18 protein-coding genes and 1 pseudogene are annotated in these 19,623 nt (G+C 41.4%); 14 read left to right on the forward strand and 5 right to left on the reverse strand.

The annotated features are described in order from the left end of the window. Positions 1–47 precede the first annotated feature (47 nt). The gene (locus tag CDG76_RS31475; RefSeq protein ID WP_094352770.1) at positions 48–1,262 is read right to left on the reverse strand and encodes a glycosyltransferase; all 1,215 of its coding nucleotides are present in this window, start codon (positions 1,260–1,262) and stop codon (positions 48–50) included. Between the two features lie 962 nt (positions 1,263–2,224). Here CDG76_RS31475 and CDG76_RS31480 point away from each other — a divergent pair. The 4 genes from CDG76_RS31480 (at position 2,225) to CDG76_RS31495 (ending at position 6,727) form a co-directional block, all read left to right on the forward strand. Then, the gene (locus CDG76_RS31480) at positions 2,225–3,439 is read left to right on the forward strand and encodes a GAF domain-containing sensor histidine kinase (protein WP_223265469.1); all 1,215 of its coding nucleotides are present in this window, start codon (positions 2,225–2,227) and stop codon (positions 3,437–3,439) included. A gap of 277 nt (positions 3,440–3,716) precedes the next feature. Next, complete coding sequence (locus tag CDG76_RS31485; protein ID WP_143854204.1) at positions 3,717–4,004, forward strand: hypothetical protein; 288 nt, start codon at positions 3,717–3,719, stop codon at positions 4,002–4,004. 616 nt (positions 4,005–4,620) lie between these two features. Next, positions 4,621–6,057: an ATP-binding protein gene (locus CDG76_RS31490; protein WP_223265470.1), complete on the forward strand. Its 1,437-nt coding sequence runs from the start codon at positions 4,621–4,623 to the stop codon at positions 6,055–6,057. After that, on the forward strand, positions 6,047–6,727 hold the full coding sequence (locus CDG76_RS31495) for a response regulator (protein ID WP_094352773.1): 681 nt from the start codon (positions 6,047–6,049) through the stop codon (positions 6,725–6,727). Before CDG76_RS31490 ends, CDG76_RS31495 begins: the two co-directional genes overlap by 11 nt. Positions 6,728–6,729: 2 nt before the next feature. Here CDG76_RS31495 and CDG76_RS31500 read toward each other — a convergent pair whose 3' ends face one another. Further along, positions 6,730–7,023 carry a hypothetical protein gene (locus tag CDG76_RS31500; protein WP_223265471.1) on the reverse strand — a complete coding sequence of 98 codons (294 nt, stop codon included), beginning with the start codon at positions 7,021–7,023 and terminating at the stop codon, positions 6,730–6,732. A gap of 1,191 nt (positions 7,024–8,214) precedes the next feature. On the opposite strand from CDG76_RS31500, the gene CDG76_RS31505 reads away from it, so the two are divergent. Then, positions 8,215–8,874, forward strand: a complete 660-nt coding sequence (locus tag CDG76_RS31505; protein WP_094352775.1) for a sugar transferase — start codon at positions 8,215–8,217, stop codon at positions 8,872–8,874. A gap of 211 nt (positions 8,875–9,085) precedes the next feature. On the opposite strand, the gene CDG76_RS31510 is transcribed toward CDG76_RS31505, so the two are convergent. Further along, on the reverse strand, positions 9,086–9,883 hold the full coding sequence (locus CDG76_RS31510) for a hypothetical protein (protein ID WP_094352776.1): 798 nt from the start codon (positions 9,881–9,883) through the stop codon (positions 9,086–9,088). Positions 9,884–10,256: 373 nt separating this feature from the next. On the opposite strand from CDG76_RS31510, the gene CDG76_RS31515 reads away from it, so the two are divergent. Next, the gene (locus CDG76_RS31515; RefSeq protein WP_094352777.1) at positions 10,257–10,703 is read left to right on the forward strand and encodes a TOBE domain-containing protein; all 447 of its coding nucleotides are present in this window, start codon (positions 10,257–10,259) and stop codon (positions 10,701–10,703) included. 443 nt (positions 10,704–11,146) lie between these two features. Here CDG76_RS31515 and shc read toward each other — a convergent pair whose 3' ends face one another. Next, positions 11,147–13,060: a squalene--hopene cyclase gene (shc, locus tag CDG76_RS31520; protein WP_094352778.1), complete on the reverse strand. Its 1,914-nt coding sequence runs from the start codon at positions 13,058–13,060 to the stop codon at positions 11,147–11,149. Positions 13,061–13,228: 168 nt separating this feature from the next. Between shc and CDG76_RS31525 the strand changes: the two genes are divergently transcribed. The 3 genes from CDG76_RS31525 (at position 13,229) to CDG76_RS31535 (ending at position 15,573) form a co-directional block, all read left to right on the forward strand. Beyond that, positions 13,229–14,479, forward strand: coding sequence for a glycosyltransferase (locus CDG76_RS31525; protein ID WP_094352779.1), 1,251 nt, complete (start codon positions 13,229–13,231; stop codon positions 14,477–14,479). Between the two features lie 81 nt (positions 14,480–14,560). After that, positions 14,561–14,797 carry a hypothetical protein gene (locus CDG76_RS31530; protein WP_094352780.1) on the forward strand — a complete coding sequence of 79 codons (237 nt, stop codon included), beginning with the start codon at positions 14,561–14,563 and terminating at the stop codon, positions 14,795–14,797. Further along, positions 14,794–15,573, forward strand: a complete 780-nt coding sequence (locus CDG76_RS31535) for a nucleotidyl transferase AbiEii/AbiGii toxin family protein (RefSeq protein WP_094352781.1) — start codon at positions 14,794–14,796, stop codon at positions 15,571–15,573. The genes CDG76_RS31530 and CDG76_RS31535 overlap by 4 nt, the downstream gene beginning before the upstream one ends. 13 nt (positions 15,574–15,586) lie before the next feature. Here CDG76_RS31535 and CDG76_RS31540 read toward each other — a convergent pair whose 3' ends face one another. Beyond that, positions 15,587–15,937, reverse strand: coding sequence for an ArsR/SmtB family transcription factor (locus CDG76_RS31540; RefSeq protein ID WP_094352782.1), 351 nt, complete (start codon positions 15,935–15,937; stop codon positions 15,587–15,589). A gap of 80 nt (positions 15,938–16,017) precedes the next feature. Between CDG76_RS31540 and trxA the strand changes: the two genes are divergently transcribed. The 5 genes and pseudogenes from trxA to CDG76_RS31565 all read left to right on the forward strand — a co-directional run bounded on the left by trxA (position 16,018) and on the right by CDG76_RS31565 (position 19,543). Beyond that, entirely contained in the window at positions 16,018–16,341 is a 324-nt protein-coding gene (gene trxA, locus CDG76_RS31545; RefSeq protein ID WP_012412473.1) for a thioredoxin, read from the forward strand. Positions 16,342–16,524: 183 nt separating this feature from the next. Then, positions 16,525–16,608, forward strand: a pseudogene (locus CDG76_RS31550) (thiol reductase thioredoxin); the annotation flags it as partial. Positions 16,609–16,701: 93 nt separating this feature from the next. Continuing rightward, entirely contained in the window at positions 16,702–17,496 is a 795-nt protein-coding gene (locus CDG76_RS31555) for an SDR family NAD(P)-dependent oxidoreductase (RefSeq protein WP_094352783.1), read from the forward strand. Between the two features lie 150 nt (positions 17,497–17,646). Beyond that, positions 17,647–18,759 carry an alkene reductase gene (locus CDG76_RS31560; RefSeq protein WP_094352938.1) on the forward strand — a complete coding sequence of 371 codons (1,113 nt, stop codon included), beginning with the start codon at positions 17,647–17,649 and terminating at the stop codon, positions 18,757–18,759. Between the two features lie 118 nt (positions 18,760–18,877). After that, entirely contained in the window at positions 18,878–19,543 is a 666-nt protein-coding gene (locus CDG76_RS31565) for a nitroreductase family protein (protein WP_094352784.1), read from the forward strand. Positions 19,544–19,623: the final 80 nt, after the last annotated feature.

Raw genomic sequence — 19,623 nt, forward strand, 5'->3', positions numbered from 1 at the left:
TTTCTTCAATCAGTGTTTGTATTTGGTTTAACTGCTAATTCCTACAACTAACTAACAGCCAGAAACTTTCGCTTTTCCCAGCGAGTAAACATGTCGCTGTAAACATCCCTCACAACAGTACGAGCAGCATAAGGCTGTGCAGCGCGCACGCAGGACGCACTTGGATAATTTTCTGGATGTAGGATTACTTGTTGCAAAGCATCTGCTAAACACTCTGGCGATCGCTGTTCACAGACAACTCCATTGTCCGCACTCAGTAATTTTGGGGTTTCACCACATCTAGTGGTAACTATTGGGGTTCCACTGGCAAGTGCCTCCAGAACTACTAAAGGTAGACCTTCGTAAGCACTGCTAAGGACAAAGACATTACTAATACGATGCAACCCCGCTAGTTCTTGTATTGGAACTGCCCCCAGCATTGTTACCCGATTAGACAATCCTAACTGAGCGATTTCTGTACGTAACGCTGCTGCCAATTCTCCATCCCCGGCTATCAGTAAGTGAGTATGTGGTTCATTTAAAGCTGCGATTGCACGTATTAACAAAATCGGATCTTTTTGAGGATGTAGCCGTCCAGCAAACAGGATAAAGCGTGTTTCTGCGTTCAAATTCAAGCTTTTGGCCAGATCCCGTCTCTGTGCTTCTCGCTGTTCCTGACTCAAGGGGTAGAAAATCTCGTTATCAAATGAATTTTTGATATATGCAACACGGTCTTTGATTAGAGGATACCGCTGTTTATACAATTGTGCTGAATCAGTATTACATGAAAAAATTTGGCTAAACTGCCGAACTAGCAAGCTTTCTAATGCAAAATATGCCGCGGGAAATGTCCGCCATAAAATCGCATTCTTATCACCTACCGCTTTGATCTGCGTATGAATATCGTTGTGAATAAAAAGGGTTTTCTCTCCTCGCCATTTCAAGGCTGCTAAACTTGGTTCTAGCCGATGAAAGTGCATAAAGTCTGATTCCAAGCGATGACCGACAAGCGCAGCTGCATACTTAACCGTGGTCGGTACCAGACTTCGGAAGTTATCATTTTCCAGGGTAAAAAGCGGGAAAAAACGAATTTCTCTACCTGCTAATTCTGCTTCCTGCCACTTACCGATTGTTTGAGTGCGATCGCTTCCTGTCCCTACTAGTCGTACCTCAAATTCACTGGGAGCGTATTTAATAAATGTATTTATGAGTGTCTGTATTCCTCCAATGGTAGAGTGCCAAGGATTAAACTGGTAAAAAATAGTCAAAACAGGTTTACGCATGACTTCTATGAATCACCGTATATCTCCCACGGTTTTTGTAACTTTAAACTATGTAAAAATATTGGCTGATTAAGCTTGTATTTTTACGTCCAAATATACTGGGCGTTTTACTAAGTAGTTAAGTATCTTTACCCCTATAGCATCCCTTGAAAGCTCAAAGAACAATACTATCTATAGATACTGTCCTAGGCAAATATATAGTTATCCACCAAGTTATCCGCTTGAGTATTATGACTTAGCTGTATAATAATGCTTGGCTTGCTAAGGGTAAATACTTGGTATCATCAGTTGGAGCTAATATAACTTGTGGCATTAAGCTTAACATTGGCGTTTGACGCCGCTCCTGTAAATTAATAACTTAAAGAACTGGTATAGATTGTTGGCGTAACCTTTAGATAAAGACAGGCTAAGACCCAGAAAGCTAGATTAGTAGCTAAAGCTGGAAATGAGTAAAGTTGTCAAGGCTTGTTGCTTTGCTAGTGATTTGCCAAAGTATCCAGAGATTTCTATATGATTGACCGTTAAAAGTCTTCTAAAGTCGGGAACTGGCTGCGGAATTACAAAGTCTAGATGCGCTTTTGCGATCGCCCAAGTACACTCCCAGTTTTATACTAAGTAAGTCAGCACCAAAAAACTAAACCATGTAAAGATAAACAAATACGGCTCGTTTAAGGGTATTTATGACTTGTGAACAAGATAAAACCCTATTAAACCTGAGTACTAGGGATTTACGACAAAAAGTGGTCAAGATTAGATCAATGCAAACAGCATCCTCTAGGGTGAAATAAAATTATCCACTCAGCTATCCACCTAGTTGTACCTGATTTTTAATATTTACTCCCTACAGAGTAAGTACTTGCCAATATGCTAAAAATAGTAGATTTACGCGATAGAAAGATGACAAAAGTAAATCTTAGGATTTATCTTTATTCTATAAGCAGATCATGCTTCAGACTCTTCTAATGAATGAAATTATATTAACTGAGAATGAAACCCTCAGGCTCCAAGCCCTGCGCCAATATCAGATTTTAGACACTATTTGTGAAAGTGCCTTCGATGATCTCACCCGTTTAGCGGCACAAATTTGTCGTACTCCCATAGCTTTAATCAGCTTCATTGATGAGTCCCGTCAGTGGTTCAAATCGAAAGTCGGATTAGACAGTGAATCAACCTCCCGCGATTTGGCATTCTGTGCCCACGCGATTTTGCAGCCCCATGACATCTTGATTATTTCAGATACACTACTCGATCAGCGTTTTGCTACCAACCCATTAGTAACTTCCGACCCTTATATTCGGTTTTATGCTGGTGCGCCGCTAATAACACCGGAAGGATATGCTTTAGGAACACTCTGTGTGATAGACCATGTACCACGACAGATGAACTCAGAGCAACTGGAAGCATTGCAAGCGTTGAGTCGTCAAGTCATGACTCAAATGGAGTTAAAGCGCAATTTACATAAACTAGAACGTATAACTAGTGATGAAAACAAAAAGATTGAATACCTAATTTCTGCCCTTTCCCACGATCTACGTACTCCTTTGCTAGCTACTCGTGGCACTTTGTACGCGATGCTAGGTGGAGCTTTTGGTTCTGTGAGCGACACTTGGAGAGATGTACTAGAAGATTGCCGCCAAGCTAACGAAGACCTCTTGAAGTTTGTCGAAGCTCTGTTAAATGTATCTCGCTACAAAACCGAAGTTTCTAAAAGCTCGAAGTCCGAAATAATTAACTGGAAAAACATTTTTGCCGAAACCATTCTCCGCAGCAATGCTACTCGGAAACAAAAGTATCCAATCAGATATAAAATTGCTTCTTTACTGCCAATTGTGTACGGTAATGCTTTTGAGATTCAACAAGTTGTGCAGACATTACTTGATAATGCTGTAAAAGTCAATAATCTAGACCAAGAAATTACCCTTGAGGTAGCATTATTTGGAGTTGAGAAAGTAAAAATATCAGTGCGATACAATGGCTTGGGGATTACACCTTTAGACAATAAAAACCTTTTTAACAGCTTTATTCAAGGACGTGGCCGGAATAACATAGATAAGTTAGGTCTTTACTTATGCCTTCAAATTGTAGAGGCTCACAAAGGCACTATCAACGTGGAAAGTACCCTCACCGAGGGTACTACATTCTGGTTTACCTTGCCTGTCACCTTATTCAAAAGCTAAATACCCAAAGCGAGAAAAGATGTATAAATTATTTTAAGTAATTTAAGACATTTGTAAAGATTTTATTTTGATAATTATAGTTATATTTTGCATTTTCCCGTATTAATCTATACTTTCTAAAAATTTCAGCGATAAAGCTACATTAGTTTTATTGGCTTTTATCGCTAAATAAAAGACTTTGGCTTAAATACTGAGTGATTTAAATATAATATTATTTTTTGTAACGTTTTGTGCAAAGATACAAATACACTTTATATCTTGAACTTTATCAATCGGTATGAGCGAGCACTGTTTCTGGATGCTGTTTGGGAAAACAACTTGTATTGCTATATTTGCCCTGGCTATTGTCGTCACATTTACATCCCTTAAGCCTGTTTGTACTGCTAAATCAGACTTTGGTAGATCGCAGACGGGAAGTAAAATTCCTGCACTGTATTTGTATGGAGAAATCGTTGGCATGGGCGAAGGACTTTTTCGTTCTTTCAGCAGAGCAAAAACATGGATAGACATCGCCTTTTTACACCAGCCTATCGGCAATGAGCCTAATGTAATGGAGGCTAGGTGACAGCAATTATAACTAGTCTTTACTGCGACTAAAGGTAGCTAAACATACTACGATAATTCCTAAAAATATGTTTATTTTAGATTTAACTTCATAAATAATCTCTAATAGTAAATTTCACAGTGGGTTAAGTAGGAAATTTTATCTAAAAGACTTTTAATTTGTGTATATTATGTTAAGTTTCGTAAATATACAACTATATTTACTCCGTTATTTAAGTAAGTCGGCACGATTAAACCAAGGTATGTTGAGTTTTGTAAAAATCCTGGAACGATTCATTTATAAACTCTTTACTGACTTTACAGTTGGTTCGACATGTTTCTTTTTTAACGCCGACTTGCTTAATACTTTGAATTGTCAATACTAAAATTATAAAAAATGAAGGATTTTATATGTAATATATGAACAATTAACACTTTTAAATAACAACTTTGATAGCAAGCAGCAAAGCGGTTGCAGTTCGAGAGTCTGGAATTTTTATTAGTATGCTAGGTAACTGTAATTAAGGTGGTGGAGATATTAGATAGTGATAGCTATTAGCTTGATACCTTTCCTAATTCATTCATCTAGAAAAGGTAATTTTTTAACTCCTCTCCATACTAGTATTTCGGTACTAGTCTTGTTTTTATTTGTACAGCAAGTCTTCAACCTTTTCATAGCACACCTAAATCATGAAGCATGTGACCGGGTAACCCATGCTTTATTGGTAGAGCGAGAAGGAGAACGTCTACTCAATGCTGTGATAGATAATGAAGAAAAAGGTTTTTTAGAAAATTCCAGTCGGGGACAAACCAATCCTATAGATTATGGTGAGAAGAAGCCTAACTTCAATCATCTGTACAATCTCGTACAAGACAACCCTGCTCAAATAAAGCAACTCGATAAAATTAGATATATCTATAACCAGTGGCAAAGGGAATTGAAGCAAAAAGCGCTTTCTGGTTCTGTCAGGAACTCTGCTGTGGCAAAAAGCACTTTATTTGATTCCTTGCACAACGAGATTGAGAACCTGATTCAGGGCCAAGAGATGCTTTTGAGGGTTCGCAAAAATCGTGTACGGCGCTTGAATGATATTAATACTGCGATAAACATTTTCAGCACCTTAGTTATTTTGTTAGGAGCGATTTTAAATTTCCAGTTGTTGCATCGGCGAGTCAAGCTTCCATTAAACAAATTGACACAAGTTTGTGAACTTTGGCAAGCGGGACAAATGGAAGTGCAACTCTGCCATTCTTCTATAGATGAGATCGGGCAACTAGCTGGAGTTCTTAACGCGATCGCTGATAAGACTCGTCACCGTCAAGAAAGCATTGAGGGGCGTAACCAACAGCTTGAAGACATGATATCTGCACTTTCCCACGACCTACGCATTCCTTTACTTGCCACTCGTAACACTTTAGACTGTATGAGCAGAGGGGCTTTTGGTTCAGTAAATGACACCTGGAAGGAAGTGTTTGAAGAGTATCATCAAGCTAATGAGGATCTGCTTAAGCTTGTAGAACTCCTCTTAGATATCTCTCGTTATGAAGCACGCAGCGCTTGTTTAGCCTGCGATCGCCTGAATTGGGAAAAGATTTTAATTAAAGTAATTGGTCAGGTAAAAGCAACATCTACACGTGAGTTAGGCTTCGTTTGTAAAATTTCTCAATTGCTGCCAACTGTCTACGGTGATGAATTAGAAATTCAACGGGTTTTACAAAACTTACTTGATAACGCTGTACGGGTAAGTAAGCCCAAAGGGGAAATTCTTCTTGAGATAACGCCTTATGAAGAAGGCCAAGTGAAGATTTCGGTGCGTGATTACGGTTCAGGAATTGCACCCCAAGCTCAGGAAAAGCTGTTCCACCGTTTTATTCAAGGACGAGGGCATCGTGGAAGAAGTGGGCTTGGTTTGTACTTATGTCGTCAAATTATTGAGGCTCACGAAGGAAACATTGGTGTCGAAAGTTCTCTTGGAAAGGGAAGTACTTTCTGGTTTACTCTCCCAAGTGCCATAAATAAACTTGATTGCAACGATGAACAGAATATAACCAGATGTAGTAATAATGATACCTAATATTGACAAAGAGAAAACTGTGCGGGTTCTATTAGTTGACGATCACGCTTTAATCCGCCGAGGAATGAAAGGGCAATTTAGCCTAGAACCTGGTTTTAGTATAGTTGGAGAGGCATTGGATGGTGGACAGGCTGTTGAATTAGCTAGCCAACTCCAGCCAGATGTAGTCTTAATGGATATTGATCTGCCAGTTATGGATGGGATTACAGCCACCCAGCAGATAAAAAGTAGCTGCTTGACAACTCGTGTTCTAGCCTTAAGTGCCTTCGACGACGATATCCAGGTCATGGGGATGCTTGCAGCTGGTGCTGATGGTTACTGTCTTAAAACCATTGAATGGGAACAGCTCATCGCTGTTATTCAATTGATACTTCAAGGTGGTGCTTATTTAGATCCTCTAATCGCTCAAAAAGTTGCTCGGATGCTTAGGTCAAACGCTGTCGCTCCCGATGTTCCTGTATCTCAGGTAATAGCGCAACCTATTCTCAGCAATCGCGAACGCGAGATTCTTAAACTTATTGCACAAGGGCACTCAAACCAGCAGATTGCAAACCAACTTTACCTCTCACTTGGAACCGTTAAGTCTTATGTACGTATGGTTCTCAACAAACTTAGCGTTGACGATCGTGTCCAAGCAGCAGCTTTAGCTGTACGCCAAGGGTTGATTTAAGCTTAGAGGAATTTATTTAAACAGGCAGATAATTCTGTAAAAGTGGTAGCCAGTGGTGAGTTGTCATTCATGAGTTGTTCTGACCACAAAATGCAAGGTTGAAGTAGTTGGTGATGGAGTTTACCACGTATGGGCAGACATAGCACCAATACATCAGGTGCAAACAAAGTGATCTCCTCAAGTGTGGGAATACTGTAATATGGAAAAACTTCTGCATTTTGTTTTAGGCAATGACCGCTGACGCGCTGCACGGTAGTGACATTGCTACCAATAATCATAATTCGGTGTCTTTTCATATAATTTATATACTTAGACTTATCCGTAAATCCGAAATGCTTACCATACATTGGTTTTAGCGATTATAAAGAAAGTGCGATGGCGTAACCGCCCAGCGTAGCTGCCCAGCGTAGCTGATCGTAAACGCTTAATGTACTTAACAATAAGGCTTTGGGCGGAATAAGTCGGGCTAAATCATCAGTTAGGAGCGTAAAGATAGAAAAAAATCTATTTTTTCCCAGACAAGCTCAAGTATTAGCAGATAAAAAACATGAGCATTAAGCTGCAATCTGACAAGTCCACAGACTGCCATTATTACCTGATTATAGTGATGATGAGATAAACAAAATCTCTCACTCGGTACTTGAAATATTTTGACTTAGCATATCATGCATTCAAGATTAATTTTGCATGACAATAATTGTTTATTATCTTATTTCCGTAGTCGTAAAATACCTGATTTTTTTGTTTTTTATCTGATGTAATTAGTAAGCAGTGTTAAAAAATCAAGCTATGTGATAGAGATGTAAATTCAGCGAAAAATATATAAATTAGTCATTTCATAGTTTTTGCAAAATTAAACATACATGGGTTTTATTGTAGCTTACTCACTATATTATGAAATTTAGACTATCTGTACGCTACAGCCAAGCGGATAGTTAACTGGATAATTTTATTCTTCATTAGGATACTGCATAAAAAATAATTTAATTAGCCATCAGATAGTATTTTGTAGTACTACTTTTGTACGAAAGTATACGTGCAATTCGCTAATTATTTACTCAAACTTGTGAATAAAGTTTCAAGTTTTATCAAATCTTTTATGGTACTTAGATATTAAAAAGAGTCTAAGTACCATAAAAGCCTGAAAAATTAAAAATTTCAGTTTTGTTGCAGGCATTGCTGACTTACCAGCAACTGCAATGTCTTGTATTATCGGATTCCCTTTGAAGTGACTCAGATGAATTCAGTATTTGAAATTGATGAGACTTATGATGTCGTCGTAACCATGAAGTATTGACCGCTACCGTCACTGCAAATATCTTAAAGAACAAATTGGCTCGTTACATATTTACTTACTTAACCTATTAGAAAATCTCATTCCAGCTTTTACAAGTTACCGAAATAAACAAATGTGCAGACGATTGAGTTTATGACCTTACCTACTGAAACTGTAATTACTGTGTACCTCTACTTCTGATCGTTTTTATATGCAAGTTCTAGATGATACCCATACTGCTCCTAAAGCTAAACTTCCAGCTCATCCCTCTGTAATTAGTAAAGCCAAGCGAATGATTGACATCTTGGGTGCTGTTATCGGGCTATCGATTACAGTATTCTTAGCAATTCCTATTGCGATCGCTATTAAGTTAGATAGCCCAGGTTCTATATTTTACAGTCAAATTCGCTGTGGTTTGAATGGGCGTCACTTCCGAATTTGGAAATTCCGTTCGATGTCAGTCGGATCTGACCAACTTAAGCATCTAGTTAAGAATGAAGCTCAAAGCGATCAGATATTCAAAAATGAGAATGATCCCCGCATTACCTGTGTAGGAAAGTTTCTCCGCCGCACTAGCTTAGATGAACTTCCTCAGTTTTGGAACGTGCTGCTGGGGGAAATGAGTCTAGTCGGTACCCGCCCTCCCACTCCTAATGAAGTGATACACTACTCAAAGCACCATTGGGAAAGGTTGAATGTCAAGCCGGGTATGACTGGTGAATGGCAGGCTCATGGTCGCTCCAGTATTAAAGACTTTGAAGATATTGTTCACATGGACTTAGACTACCAACGTAAGTGGTCTATCGTTTATGATATGAGTCTCATCTTGAAAACTTTAAAAGCTGTGTCAAATAAGAGCGGTGCTTGCTAACCTAACCGTATTTTTTGCGCTGCGCGTCTCAAAATACATATTTTTTGTTTTGCATAAATAAATTTAGTTGCTCTTAAACCCTGTGGCAGAGGGTAAAAAATATATTTTCTTCCTCCTGCCCTCTGCCTTTCTTCGGTAAAACTAAGACTCCATATAGGTTTTAGCATTAGCGATCGCCCTCCCGGAAAGTGACAGAAGAGGGATAACCACTTTACTCAACTTCTTCGCAATGAATTAACAGCTTTTCCATCGCTTCTGCTAGAGAAATCAATTCTGTCCAAGAAGAACCACTAACTAAACTTTGGGCGTGAGCTAATCGGTTTCGCAACTGTTCAGCAGACTTGAGGAAACGTTCGCCAAACCGTTTTGATTTTAGTCCTAGTTGCTGGAGAAGTTCTGGTTGATTTAAAATCAACTCTCGCTTATCGCAGAATTGCAGATAATCTAACAAATCGGTGGCTTCGTTTCTTTCCTGACTCTCTCGCCATAGTCTTTGAGCAACTTCTAAGCGCTCAGGTTTAAGGACTTTTTGCCAAGAATCTTGAGGATAGTAAATCCGCACCAGCCGCAGCAAATTCATTTCTAGCAGCGTTACTAAGCCAAACAGTAGCATTCGCACGGGTGCTTTCTGCAAATCACCACAGGTAACAATACCACTTACTTGATTGCAATCCAAGACAAACAATCGCGGAGTTTGTTGCAAAATGGGTAGCAACTTGATGAGTGGAGTGGAAATGGCAATTAGTTCTTTGGGATGAAACACCCGTTGATAGTCGCTACATTTACCTTTTTTGCCTGGGATCAAACTAGAGCGTTCTACATAACCGCTAATAATATCTCCCGTCTCAACGCCGATAACATCAAAATTTTGTGCTTGCATCCAATGCAGCACTTCTTTCGCCTCCGCATCAGCTGGCATAGCTTTCAGGGGTTCTGCCACGTATTCAATGGTGATATTGTTCTCAAATAAACTCCGCAGGTCTTGAGAACGTGATTTTAGGTGTTTCATCCCCCGGCTGTGAACTTACGTTAAATAATCCTACGGCACTCACGCGATGTCTGCGACGGGCTACGCCTACGCGAGTGGAATTTTCTGTTAGATTATCCTTGCGTAAGCCTAGCTATCCCAACAAATACCATAGACCAATGTTATACCATCTTAGTTGGTATCATTTTAGTGACGATTTAGACAATTTCAAGTAACAAAATATTTCGCATCTACAAAAAAATAAATATATATGTAGTTAACTATATGAGAATAGTTGATTAGTTTGCGATAAAAATGCCGAAAATACCGACAAAAAAATGTTATTACTAAAACGACGTATCGAATTGACACTTGGTAGAATTTTACCAAGATAACCAAAATTGATAATATTATTATGCCAAGAAAAGAACAAGGATGGGTTACATTTCAAACCTCAGAGGACGAGCGGAAGATTCTAGAGGAGTTCTGCGAACAGTCTCAACGCACTAAGACTGAGATTCTGCGGGAACTCGTGCGTAGTCTCACTCAGCAGTCCTCAATACCAATATCACCAGCAACTCAGCAGGAAAAACAGGAAGATATCTATTACACTCAAAAGCCTGACATAGAAAGTAATATTCAAAAGAAATCACTAAAAGTTAGCTCTCGCAATATTCTTAAAGGTGTGGTTAAACGAGTTGTTTATGGAGCAGTTAATAGTGAGGTTACTTTGGAGATTATTCACAAAGTAGAATTAACTTCGATTATCACCAGAGCTTCCGCAGAAGAGTTGGAATTATCTGAGGGAAAAGAAGCTTATGCAGTTATTAAATCTAACGATATTGTCATTGCTAGAGAATAGAATTAAATATTAAGAGAATAAACTTTCTTTACTTGAGTAAATATATTTGATGCGATCGCTTATGTAATATCATGTCCGGGTAATTAAACCTCATCTGTGTTGAAACCTAGAGTTTTTTAAAAGATATATTTATGTAGGTTGGGTGGAGTGAAACGCAACCCAACATTACCACCTGATTTATGTTGGGTTACGCTATCGCTGCACCCAACCTACATAACTACGGTTCTCAAGGTAGACGAGGTTTAGTTATGATTTCCACAATCATTGCACCCCACCCCCAGCCCCTCCCCGCTCTTCGGGAGGGGAGACAAAGCGTAGCTTTGGCGGGGTGGGCTTCTTGAGGTTTAATAAGTAACCAAGCGGACATGATATAAGAGTTGTTTTACTATAAATGGAATACACGATAAGGTAGCATAGGTGTGCTACCTTACTAAAAACGAATATTAACCTTCTTTAATCGCTGCTTGATAGCGACCTAGTGCGATTAAAGGAAAGTATTGTTGATACAGATGATACTTGAGATAAAAATGGCAAGGGAAGCCAGTACCTGTAAAGTAGGCTTCAAACCAAGTACCATCTGGCTTTTGAGTTGCCACCAGATAGCCAATTCCTCGCTCAATCACCTCAAGAGCTAATTTACCTGTTGCTTCACCTGCTGCTATTAACCCAATTAAAGCCCAAGCAGTTTGAGATGCAGTACTATTTCCTTTGCCTTTGAGACTGGGATCGTCGTAGCTCCGGCAAGTCTCACCCCAACCACCATCTGGATTTTGGCATCCAACTAACCAAGCTGCTCCCCGTTCTATACTGAGTTTATGCCTTTGAGGATCGATTAACGCTAAGGCTGATAAAACGCCACTGGTTCCGTAAATATAATTTACACCCCAACGACCAAACCAACAGCCTTCAGTTTCTTGTTCGCGCAAAAGATAAGTTAGCGATCGCTCCAAATTATCACTATCAATTGACAAATCACAAGCACCCAGCATTTCTAGTACCCTAGCGGTAACATCTGCGGTGTTTGGATCGATCATGGCTTTCAAATCGCCATAGGGAATTGAGTTAAGCCAATCTTGATCGTTGTCCAAATCAAAAGCAGCCCACCCGCCTGGTTTACATTGCATAGATGCAATCCAGTTTAACGCACGAGCGATCGCAGCTTGCTTGATTTTTTCATTAGGGAGTTTTGCCAAATGTAGAGCCATCACCACCACCGCCGAGTCGTCTACATCGGGATAAAAGCGATTGTCAAACTCAAACGCCCAAGCCCCTGGTTTTCCCTGGCGATTTTTGACAGCCCAATCTCCGTAATCTAAAATTTGTTTTTGCAACAACCATTCTCCAGCCTTGACGACAGCTGGATGATCTGGTGCAAAGCCAGATTCTACTAAAGCACGCATTGCCCAAGCCGTATCCCAGACGGGTGAAACACAAGGCTGTACCCGGTAGCTATTCTCGGTTTCAATGGCAAAGTTATCAATTGCTTGCAAACCTCGTTCTACAATGGGATCGTTTCGGTCATAATCCAGACACCGTAAAGCTAGCATTGAATTCAACATCGCCGGAATAATGCCACCCCAGTCGCCTGTAGCTTCTTGGCGCTCTAAAATCCATTTTTCGGCGGCTTTGATGCCTTCTTGACGAAAGGGTACTAAATTAAGGCTTTCTGCCAACTTAAACCCCCGATCGAGGGTAAGGAATAAATCTGTCCAATCGCCAGTTTGGGGTAATTCCCATTGGACTTGATCAACACCTTCAGCGTATAGTTCATCTAGGTTGATAGCTGAGTCGGTGAGAAAAACAGGTTTGCGATCGCAGACAATCAACAGCGGTACTGTGCTGGAACGTGCCCAACTAGACATCTCGTAGATATTGACAGGGAAACCTTTTGGCAACAGCATTATCCAAGGCGGTAGTGAGGGAATACCGCGCCAGTTGTAGCAGCCAATCAAGGCTAGGTGTAACTTGGTAAAAATCCGAGTTTTGCTGATACCACCGCGTTGGAGAATAAAAGCTTGCGCCCGAATCATCGCCGGATCGGTTGCTGGTACGCCTAGCAATCTTAGAGCCATGTAGGCTTCAACCGAGGTGCTAATTTCTCCGCCATCACCGTAGAAAAGTTCCCAGCCGCCATGCTGCCGTTGTTCTTGAAGCAGGTAGGCTGCAACTTTGTGCAAAGGTCTTTTTTGGTCTGTTCCCCAAATCTTATGCAAAAGCACGACTTCGGCAGTGATGGTGACGTTAGATTCCAACTCTGCCCACCAGTAACCTGCCGGATTTTGAATTGAAAGCAGATATTCTTGGCTAGCTGCGATCGCATCTGCGAGATTGACTTTTACCCTATCTTGTGTTTGCATCAAATCCTATTTAACCTCAACACCCAACACTACTTTTGAAGACGGTAATCCGATAAAAAATTTTTCCTATATCAGTAGACATAGTATTGTGTCTGAGTCACTAAAAATTTGCAATAGGTCATTCTTTTTTTTGAATTTTGAATTTTGAATTGGAGCGAAGCGACGGTCATGGATGTAATTGTATTAGGATTGATGCTGTTATCCTTGACAATTTGGTTAGGATTACTGTGTTTTTGGGGACAGTTTTGGCGGACAGACCAGCAATTAGAGGTTACAGAAACTCAGCTAGAATCTTTACCTGTGGTTTGTGCTGTAGTTCCAGCGCGTAACGAAGCTGAGTTAATACCAACTAGTTTGCGATCGCTCCTACTTCAAGATTATCCTGGTTCTTTCAACGTGTTTTTAGTAGACGATCGCAGCACAGATCGGACAGCAAATTTTGCCGAAGGGGTTGCACACGCTGTCGGTAAACCCCAGCAATTGCATATTATCTCTGGCGTTTCACTGCCTCCTGGTTGGTCAGGGAAACTTTGGGCAGTTGAACAGGGTATAAAGAGCGCTAGTAAATTTGCACCCGACTATTTTTTGCTGACCGACGCAGATATCGAACACGATCCTGGTAATCTTCGCCGACTCGTTGCTAAAGCTGTGGAGGAAGATTTAGATATGGTTTCGGTAATGGTGCGACTCAGGTGTGAAAGCTTTTGGGAAAAACTTTTAATTCCAGCTTTCGTCTTTTTCTTCCAAAAACTCTATCCTTTTCGCTGGGTGAATAATCCCAACAATCCCACAGCCGCCGCAGCTGGGGGATCTATTCTGATCGCCCGTGAAGCTTTAGAACGAATCGGCGGTATTCAAGTCATTCGCCAAGCTTTAATTGACGATTGCGCTCTGGCGATGGCGGTTAAGAAGAGCAGGGGAGCAGGGGAGCAGGGGAGGAGGGGAGACAAAGAAAATAACCATGCCCACAATGCTCAACACCTAATCCCCAGCCAAGGGCGTATCTGGCTAGGATTGAGTAGCTTAACTCGGAGTTTGCGCCCTTATGACTCGCTGGCGACGATTTGGGATATGGTTGCTCGTACTGCCTATACCCAATTGAATTATTCTCCATTACTACTATTGGGAACTTTGGTGGGAATGCCTCTGATTTATTTAGCTCCGCCTATATGTGTGATTCTGGGTGCAGTTTGGAGCAATTGGGCGATCGCACTTACAGGTTTATTAGGATGGCTGTTAATGACTTTCGCTTACTACCCAACGATCCGCTTTTATAAATGTTCTCCGTGGTTAGCCTTTAGCTTACCTGCGATCGCTTTTCTCTATACCCTAATGACTCTAGACTCAGCACTACGTCACTGGCAAGGGCGCGGCGGCGCTTGGAAAGGAAGAGTTTATCCCAGTTCGGATAATTTATAGCTAGAATAAAATTGAGATTAGAAAATTCGGTAGTGCTAATCTAAAATTAAAGTAAGCCTAAAGTGGTTGATTAAAAGAACTATGACAACCGCAACACCAACAATTAATCCTGTTACTGTCCCCAAAAAGCTGCCTTTTCTGGAGTCGATTTGTTGGCAGACTGCCGATGTGTATCGGTTTACTTCAGAACAAATGCTGAGTCGCTATGAGCGTGGCTGGCAGTATCACAATTTATTTAACAATCTTGAAGGCGAAGAACTCAATTTTCTTCAGGAACTTGCCAGACACTATAAATCCTGGTTGCAAGTTTGTTTATGACCTTCAGGTTAGAACACCATAATCAAATTCTCACAGTTCTTGAATCCTTAGATTCGGACATACTTAAGAAGGGTTCTGCTTACTTCGGTGGCGGAACCCTTCTTGCATTTGAGTTTGAAGAATATCGTTGGAGTAAGGACGTTGATTTTATCGCTTCTGTTGGTACAAAAGGCTACAAATACCTGCGGGAAGTGGTATTTGAGGGTGGGCATGAAGCATTATTTCGGGATTTAAGTAAAATCCAAGTTGGACGTAGCACAACTGACCAATATGGAATTCGGATGATAGTTTTTGTGGATGATATGCCGATTAAAACGGAAATTATTGCCGAAACTCGTTTTCAACTAGACCCACCAAGATATCTAAAATGGTCACTCGTTCCCTGCTTAAGCTTGAATGACTGTTTTACTTCTAAGCTGCTGTCAAATTCTGATCGTTACGCCGATGACAGCGTTGAGGCAAGAGATTTAATCGATCTAGCAGTTCTCAGGCTGCGATCGCCAATACCTCAAGCATCAATTGAAAAGGCTGAAAAAGCATATCAGGTTATGCGCCCTTTGAAAAGAGCGATCGCACTCTTTCAGGAAAGACCAGATTACAGGGAAAAATCCTTTCTCGGTCTGCAAGTCGATCGATCTCAGATACCCAAAATTATCGATGGTATTGATTTGCTATCTACAGATTTAGGTTTATCTCATACTCCAAGGACTTTTCGAGAACAACATGATATCTTTGCTGATTTAGAAACACAAATTGAAAAACAAGCAGATTCTTAAACAGGCTATGCTCCTAAATCCTTGAGGCTGTTTGTTTAGTACTGGCGGGTTCAACAGGTAATGGTTGAGCAGCTTTCAATACCACATCCAATAACCCTGGAAACAACACCTCTAAATCTTCACGCCGCAGGATGTTAATATGATGTGTCCCTTCTTTGCGTGTCAAGACTATCCCCGACTCCCGCAAAATCTTGAAGTGGTTGGACATCGTAGACTTAGCGATCGCAAAATCAAACTTCGCACAGCATTGTTCCCCCTCAGTCGCCAGCAGCCGCACAATCTCTAGCCGCACCGGATCGCCCAATGCATACAACACGCCCGGTAAAGAAATATTTTTTCTATCTGGATGATAAAGGAATCTCATAGTTGCATTATCTCATCAGGTGGCATATATTTTTATTATTCGATATTATCGAATTATAGAATTAATTAGGAAGGCAATTTATGTCATCCATTACAAACGTCACAGAAGCCACATTCAAGCAAGAAGTCTTGGAAAGTGAAATTCCGGTATTAGTGGACTTTTGGGCACCGTGGTGCGGCCCTTGCCGGATGGTGGGCCCAGTCGTCGATGAAGTTGCTGCTGAATACGAAGGACAGGTGAAATTTGTGAAGTTGAACACAGATCAAAATCCTACTGTCGCTAGCCACTATGGAATTCGCAGCATTCCGACATTGATGGTTTTTAAAGGAGGTCGCCAGGTCGATACTGTCGTAGGGGCGGTTCCAAAAACTACCTTGAATAAGACCTTAGCACAGCATCTTTAATCTAGGTACTATTGTGAGATGCATTTAGTTTACAGTCTTCTCTAGAGGGAGCCAGGAGTCAAAATACATAAGACTCCTGACTTCTGACTCCTGATATCATGTCCGCTAGATTACTTATTAAACCTGAAGAACCCCACCCCGCCAAAGCTATGCTTTGTCTCCCTGCCCCTAATCNGGCAATTTATGTCATCCATTACAAACGTCACAGAAGCCACATTCAAGCAAGAAGTCTTGGAAAGTGAAATTCCGGTATTAGTGGACTTTTGGGTGCAATGACTGTGGAAATCATAACTAATTATACGGACATGATATGACTCCTGAATTCTGAATTCTGTTTCAACTAATGGGGGAAAGAGCGAAATGGACTTGAAATTGCATGGTAAATCCGCACTAGTGAGTGGCTCAACCGCAGGTATTGGTTTGGCGATCGCTTTTGGGCTAGCTCAAGAGGGTGCATCAGTGATTGTCAACGGTCGGTCTGAAGAAAGAGTAGCTCAAGCGATCGCTAAAATTAAGCATTCTACACCCGACGCAAAAGTTTCTGGTGTTGTTGCTGACGCTGGGACTGCATCAGGGGTAGAGAAACTCATTCAAGAGGTTCCTCATGTTGATATACTCATAAACAATGTGGGTATTTATGAGCCAAAAACCTTCTTTGATATTACTGATGAAGACTGGTTAAAGGTATTTGAGGTTAACGTCCTCAGTGGAGTCCGTTTGAGTCGGCAATATCTGCAAAAGCAGTTAGAGCAAAACTGGGGGCGGATAATTTTCATCTCCAGCGAATCTGCCATTCAAATCCCAGTGGAAATGATTCACTACGGCACAACTAAGACGGCGCAGCTAGCCATTGCCAGAGGTCTAGCAGAAATGACTGTGGGGACTGGAGTCACGGTAAACTCCGTCCTTCCAGGGCCAACCCGCTCAGAAGGAGTTGAAGAGTTTATCACCAAACTGGGGCAGGAACGTGGTATTAGTCCAACAGAAGTTGAGGCTGAGTTTTTCCAAAATGTGCGTCCAAGTTCTCTAATCAAACGCTTTGCAACTAATGAAGAAGTAGCAGCGATCGTAGTTTACCTTTCTAGTCCCGTAGCATCAGCAACTAATGGTGCAGCTTTGCGGGTGGATGGTGGCGTTATTCGGTCGATTGTTTAGTATTTGAACCACAACCGCATAGTCTATTTACTTGAAATAGCTGTAATGCGCTGCACGCAAAATTGGGTATGGGGAAAACTCTTTCCTTATTCTCCCGATCTCGCAGATGCGGGGTTCCAAATTTTGAATTTTGAATTGGAGCGAAATAACATGACTACTGATATCAACTTATTCTCTCCTTACCAATTAGGAAATCTGGAATTACCTAACCGGATAGTAATGGCTCCCTTAACCCGAAACCGGGCAGGTGAGGGAAACGTGCCACACCAACTGAATGCTACCTACTACGTCCAACGTGCTTCCGCCGGACTGATTATTTCTGAAGCAACACAGGTAACTCCTGAAGGACAAGGCTATCCCGCGACACCAGGAATTCATTCACCAGAACAGGTGGAAGGATGGAAGTTAGTAACCGATGCCGTACATCAGCACGGCGGCAGAATTTTTCTGCAACTATGGCACGTCGGCAGGATTTCCCATCCTGACTTACAACCAAATGGAATTTTACCTGTAGCACCTTCTGCGATCGCTCCTAAAGATGAAGCTTCAACTTTTGAGGGGCCAAAACCTTTCGTTACTCCCCGTGCTTTAGAAACATCGGAAATACCGCAGATCGTCGAACAGTACCGTCAGGGAGCCGCAAATGCCCTAGCGGCTGGGTTTGATGGCGTGGAAATTCACTCGGCTAATGGTTATTTAATAGATCAGTTTCTCCGGGATGGTACGAATCAACGTACAGACAAATATGGAGGTTCTATTGAGAATCGTGCCCGATTCCTGTTGGAGGTGACAGAGGCGGTAACTAGTGTGTGGGATTCTAACCGAGTTGGGGTACGTTTTTCTCCCAGTGGGACTTTTAACGATATAGGTGACTCCAATCCTCTGGAGACATTCGGTTATGCAGCTCAAGCGTTGAACCAGTTTAATTTGGCATATCTGCATATTTATGAGGCAACAGAGGCAGATATTAGACATGGCGGGATAATAGTACCCACTAGTCATATACGCGATCGCTTTACAGGTACACTGATCGTCAATGGTGGTTATACTCGTGAAAAAGGCGATGCAGTACTGGCAAATAAAGCAGCAGATTTAGTTGCCTTTGGCACATTATTTATATCAAATCCCGATTTACCCCGACGCTTGGCTTTGAATGCACCACTAAATGAACCAAATCAAGCAAGCTTTTACGGTGGTGATGAAAAGGGATATACAGACTATCCATTTTGGTCGCCTGCTAGTGAAGCAGTAGCTAATGCGTAATTCGTAATTCGTAATTGTCCCTTGCGAATAATTTTTGTTTTTGTTTCATGAATAAATAAATTCGCTTGTATGCTAATTACGAATTATTTGGTCATAATCCAACTATCAGGAGAATCTCATGAGTTCCATCATCCAAACCCAACCTTTAGATGTACCCAGTGCGATCGCTCAACGTCGTTCTATCAAAACTTTTAAAACAGACCCCATCACCCCGGAACTGCTTAAGCAATTGGTAGAGTTAACCGTGGCTGCACCCAGCAGCTATAATATCCAGGACTGGCAAATTATTCTTGTGCAAGATGAAGCGCAAAAGGCAGCATTATCAGCAGCATCGTGGAATCAACAGCAAATTGTCCAAGCACCAGTAACCTTCGTCTTTGCCGCCGATCCTAACGCAGGCGAACAAAACTTGACCTCAATTTTAGAGCGGGGACTGGAAACTGGAGCATGGAATGAAGGCACAGTAAACTACTTTAAAACCGCCGTTCCACAATTTCAAGCTGGGCTAGGCGACAAACGACGCGAATATGCGATCAAAGATGCGATCATTGCCGCAACTCATTTGGTGTTAGCAGCAGAAAGTCTGGGATTATCCACTTGTTTTATGAACGGTTGGATTGAGAATCAGGTAAAAGAAGTGATTGGTGCAGGAGATAATCCAGATTTAGCGATCGCTGTTTTAGTTCCGGTTGGCTATGCAGCCGAACCACGCTTAAATCCCGGTCGTTTGCCATTCTCTTCTAACGTCTCTGTGGATAGAATCGGTAATCCTTATGCAGGGTAGTTTTCCCTAAATTGGGAATGGGGAATGGGGAATAGTGAATGAGTCTTTGAAGCTGCTCCCCCTGCTCCCCCTGCTCCCCC

This window comes from Nostoc sp. 'Peltigera membranacea cyanobiont' 210A (assembly GCF_002246015.1).
GTDB lineage: Bacteria > Cyanobacteriota > Cyanobacteriia > Cyanobacteriales > Nostocaceae > Nostoc.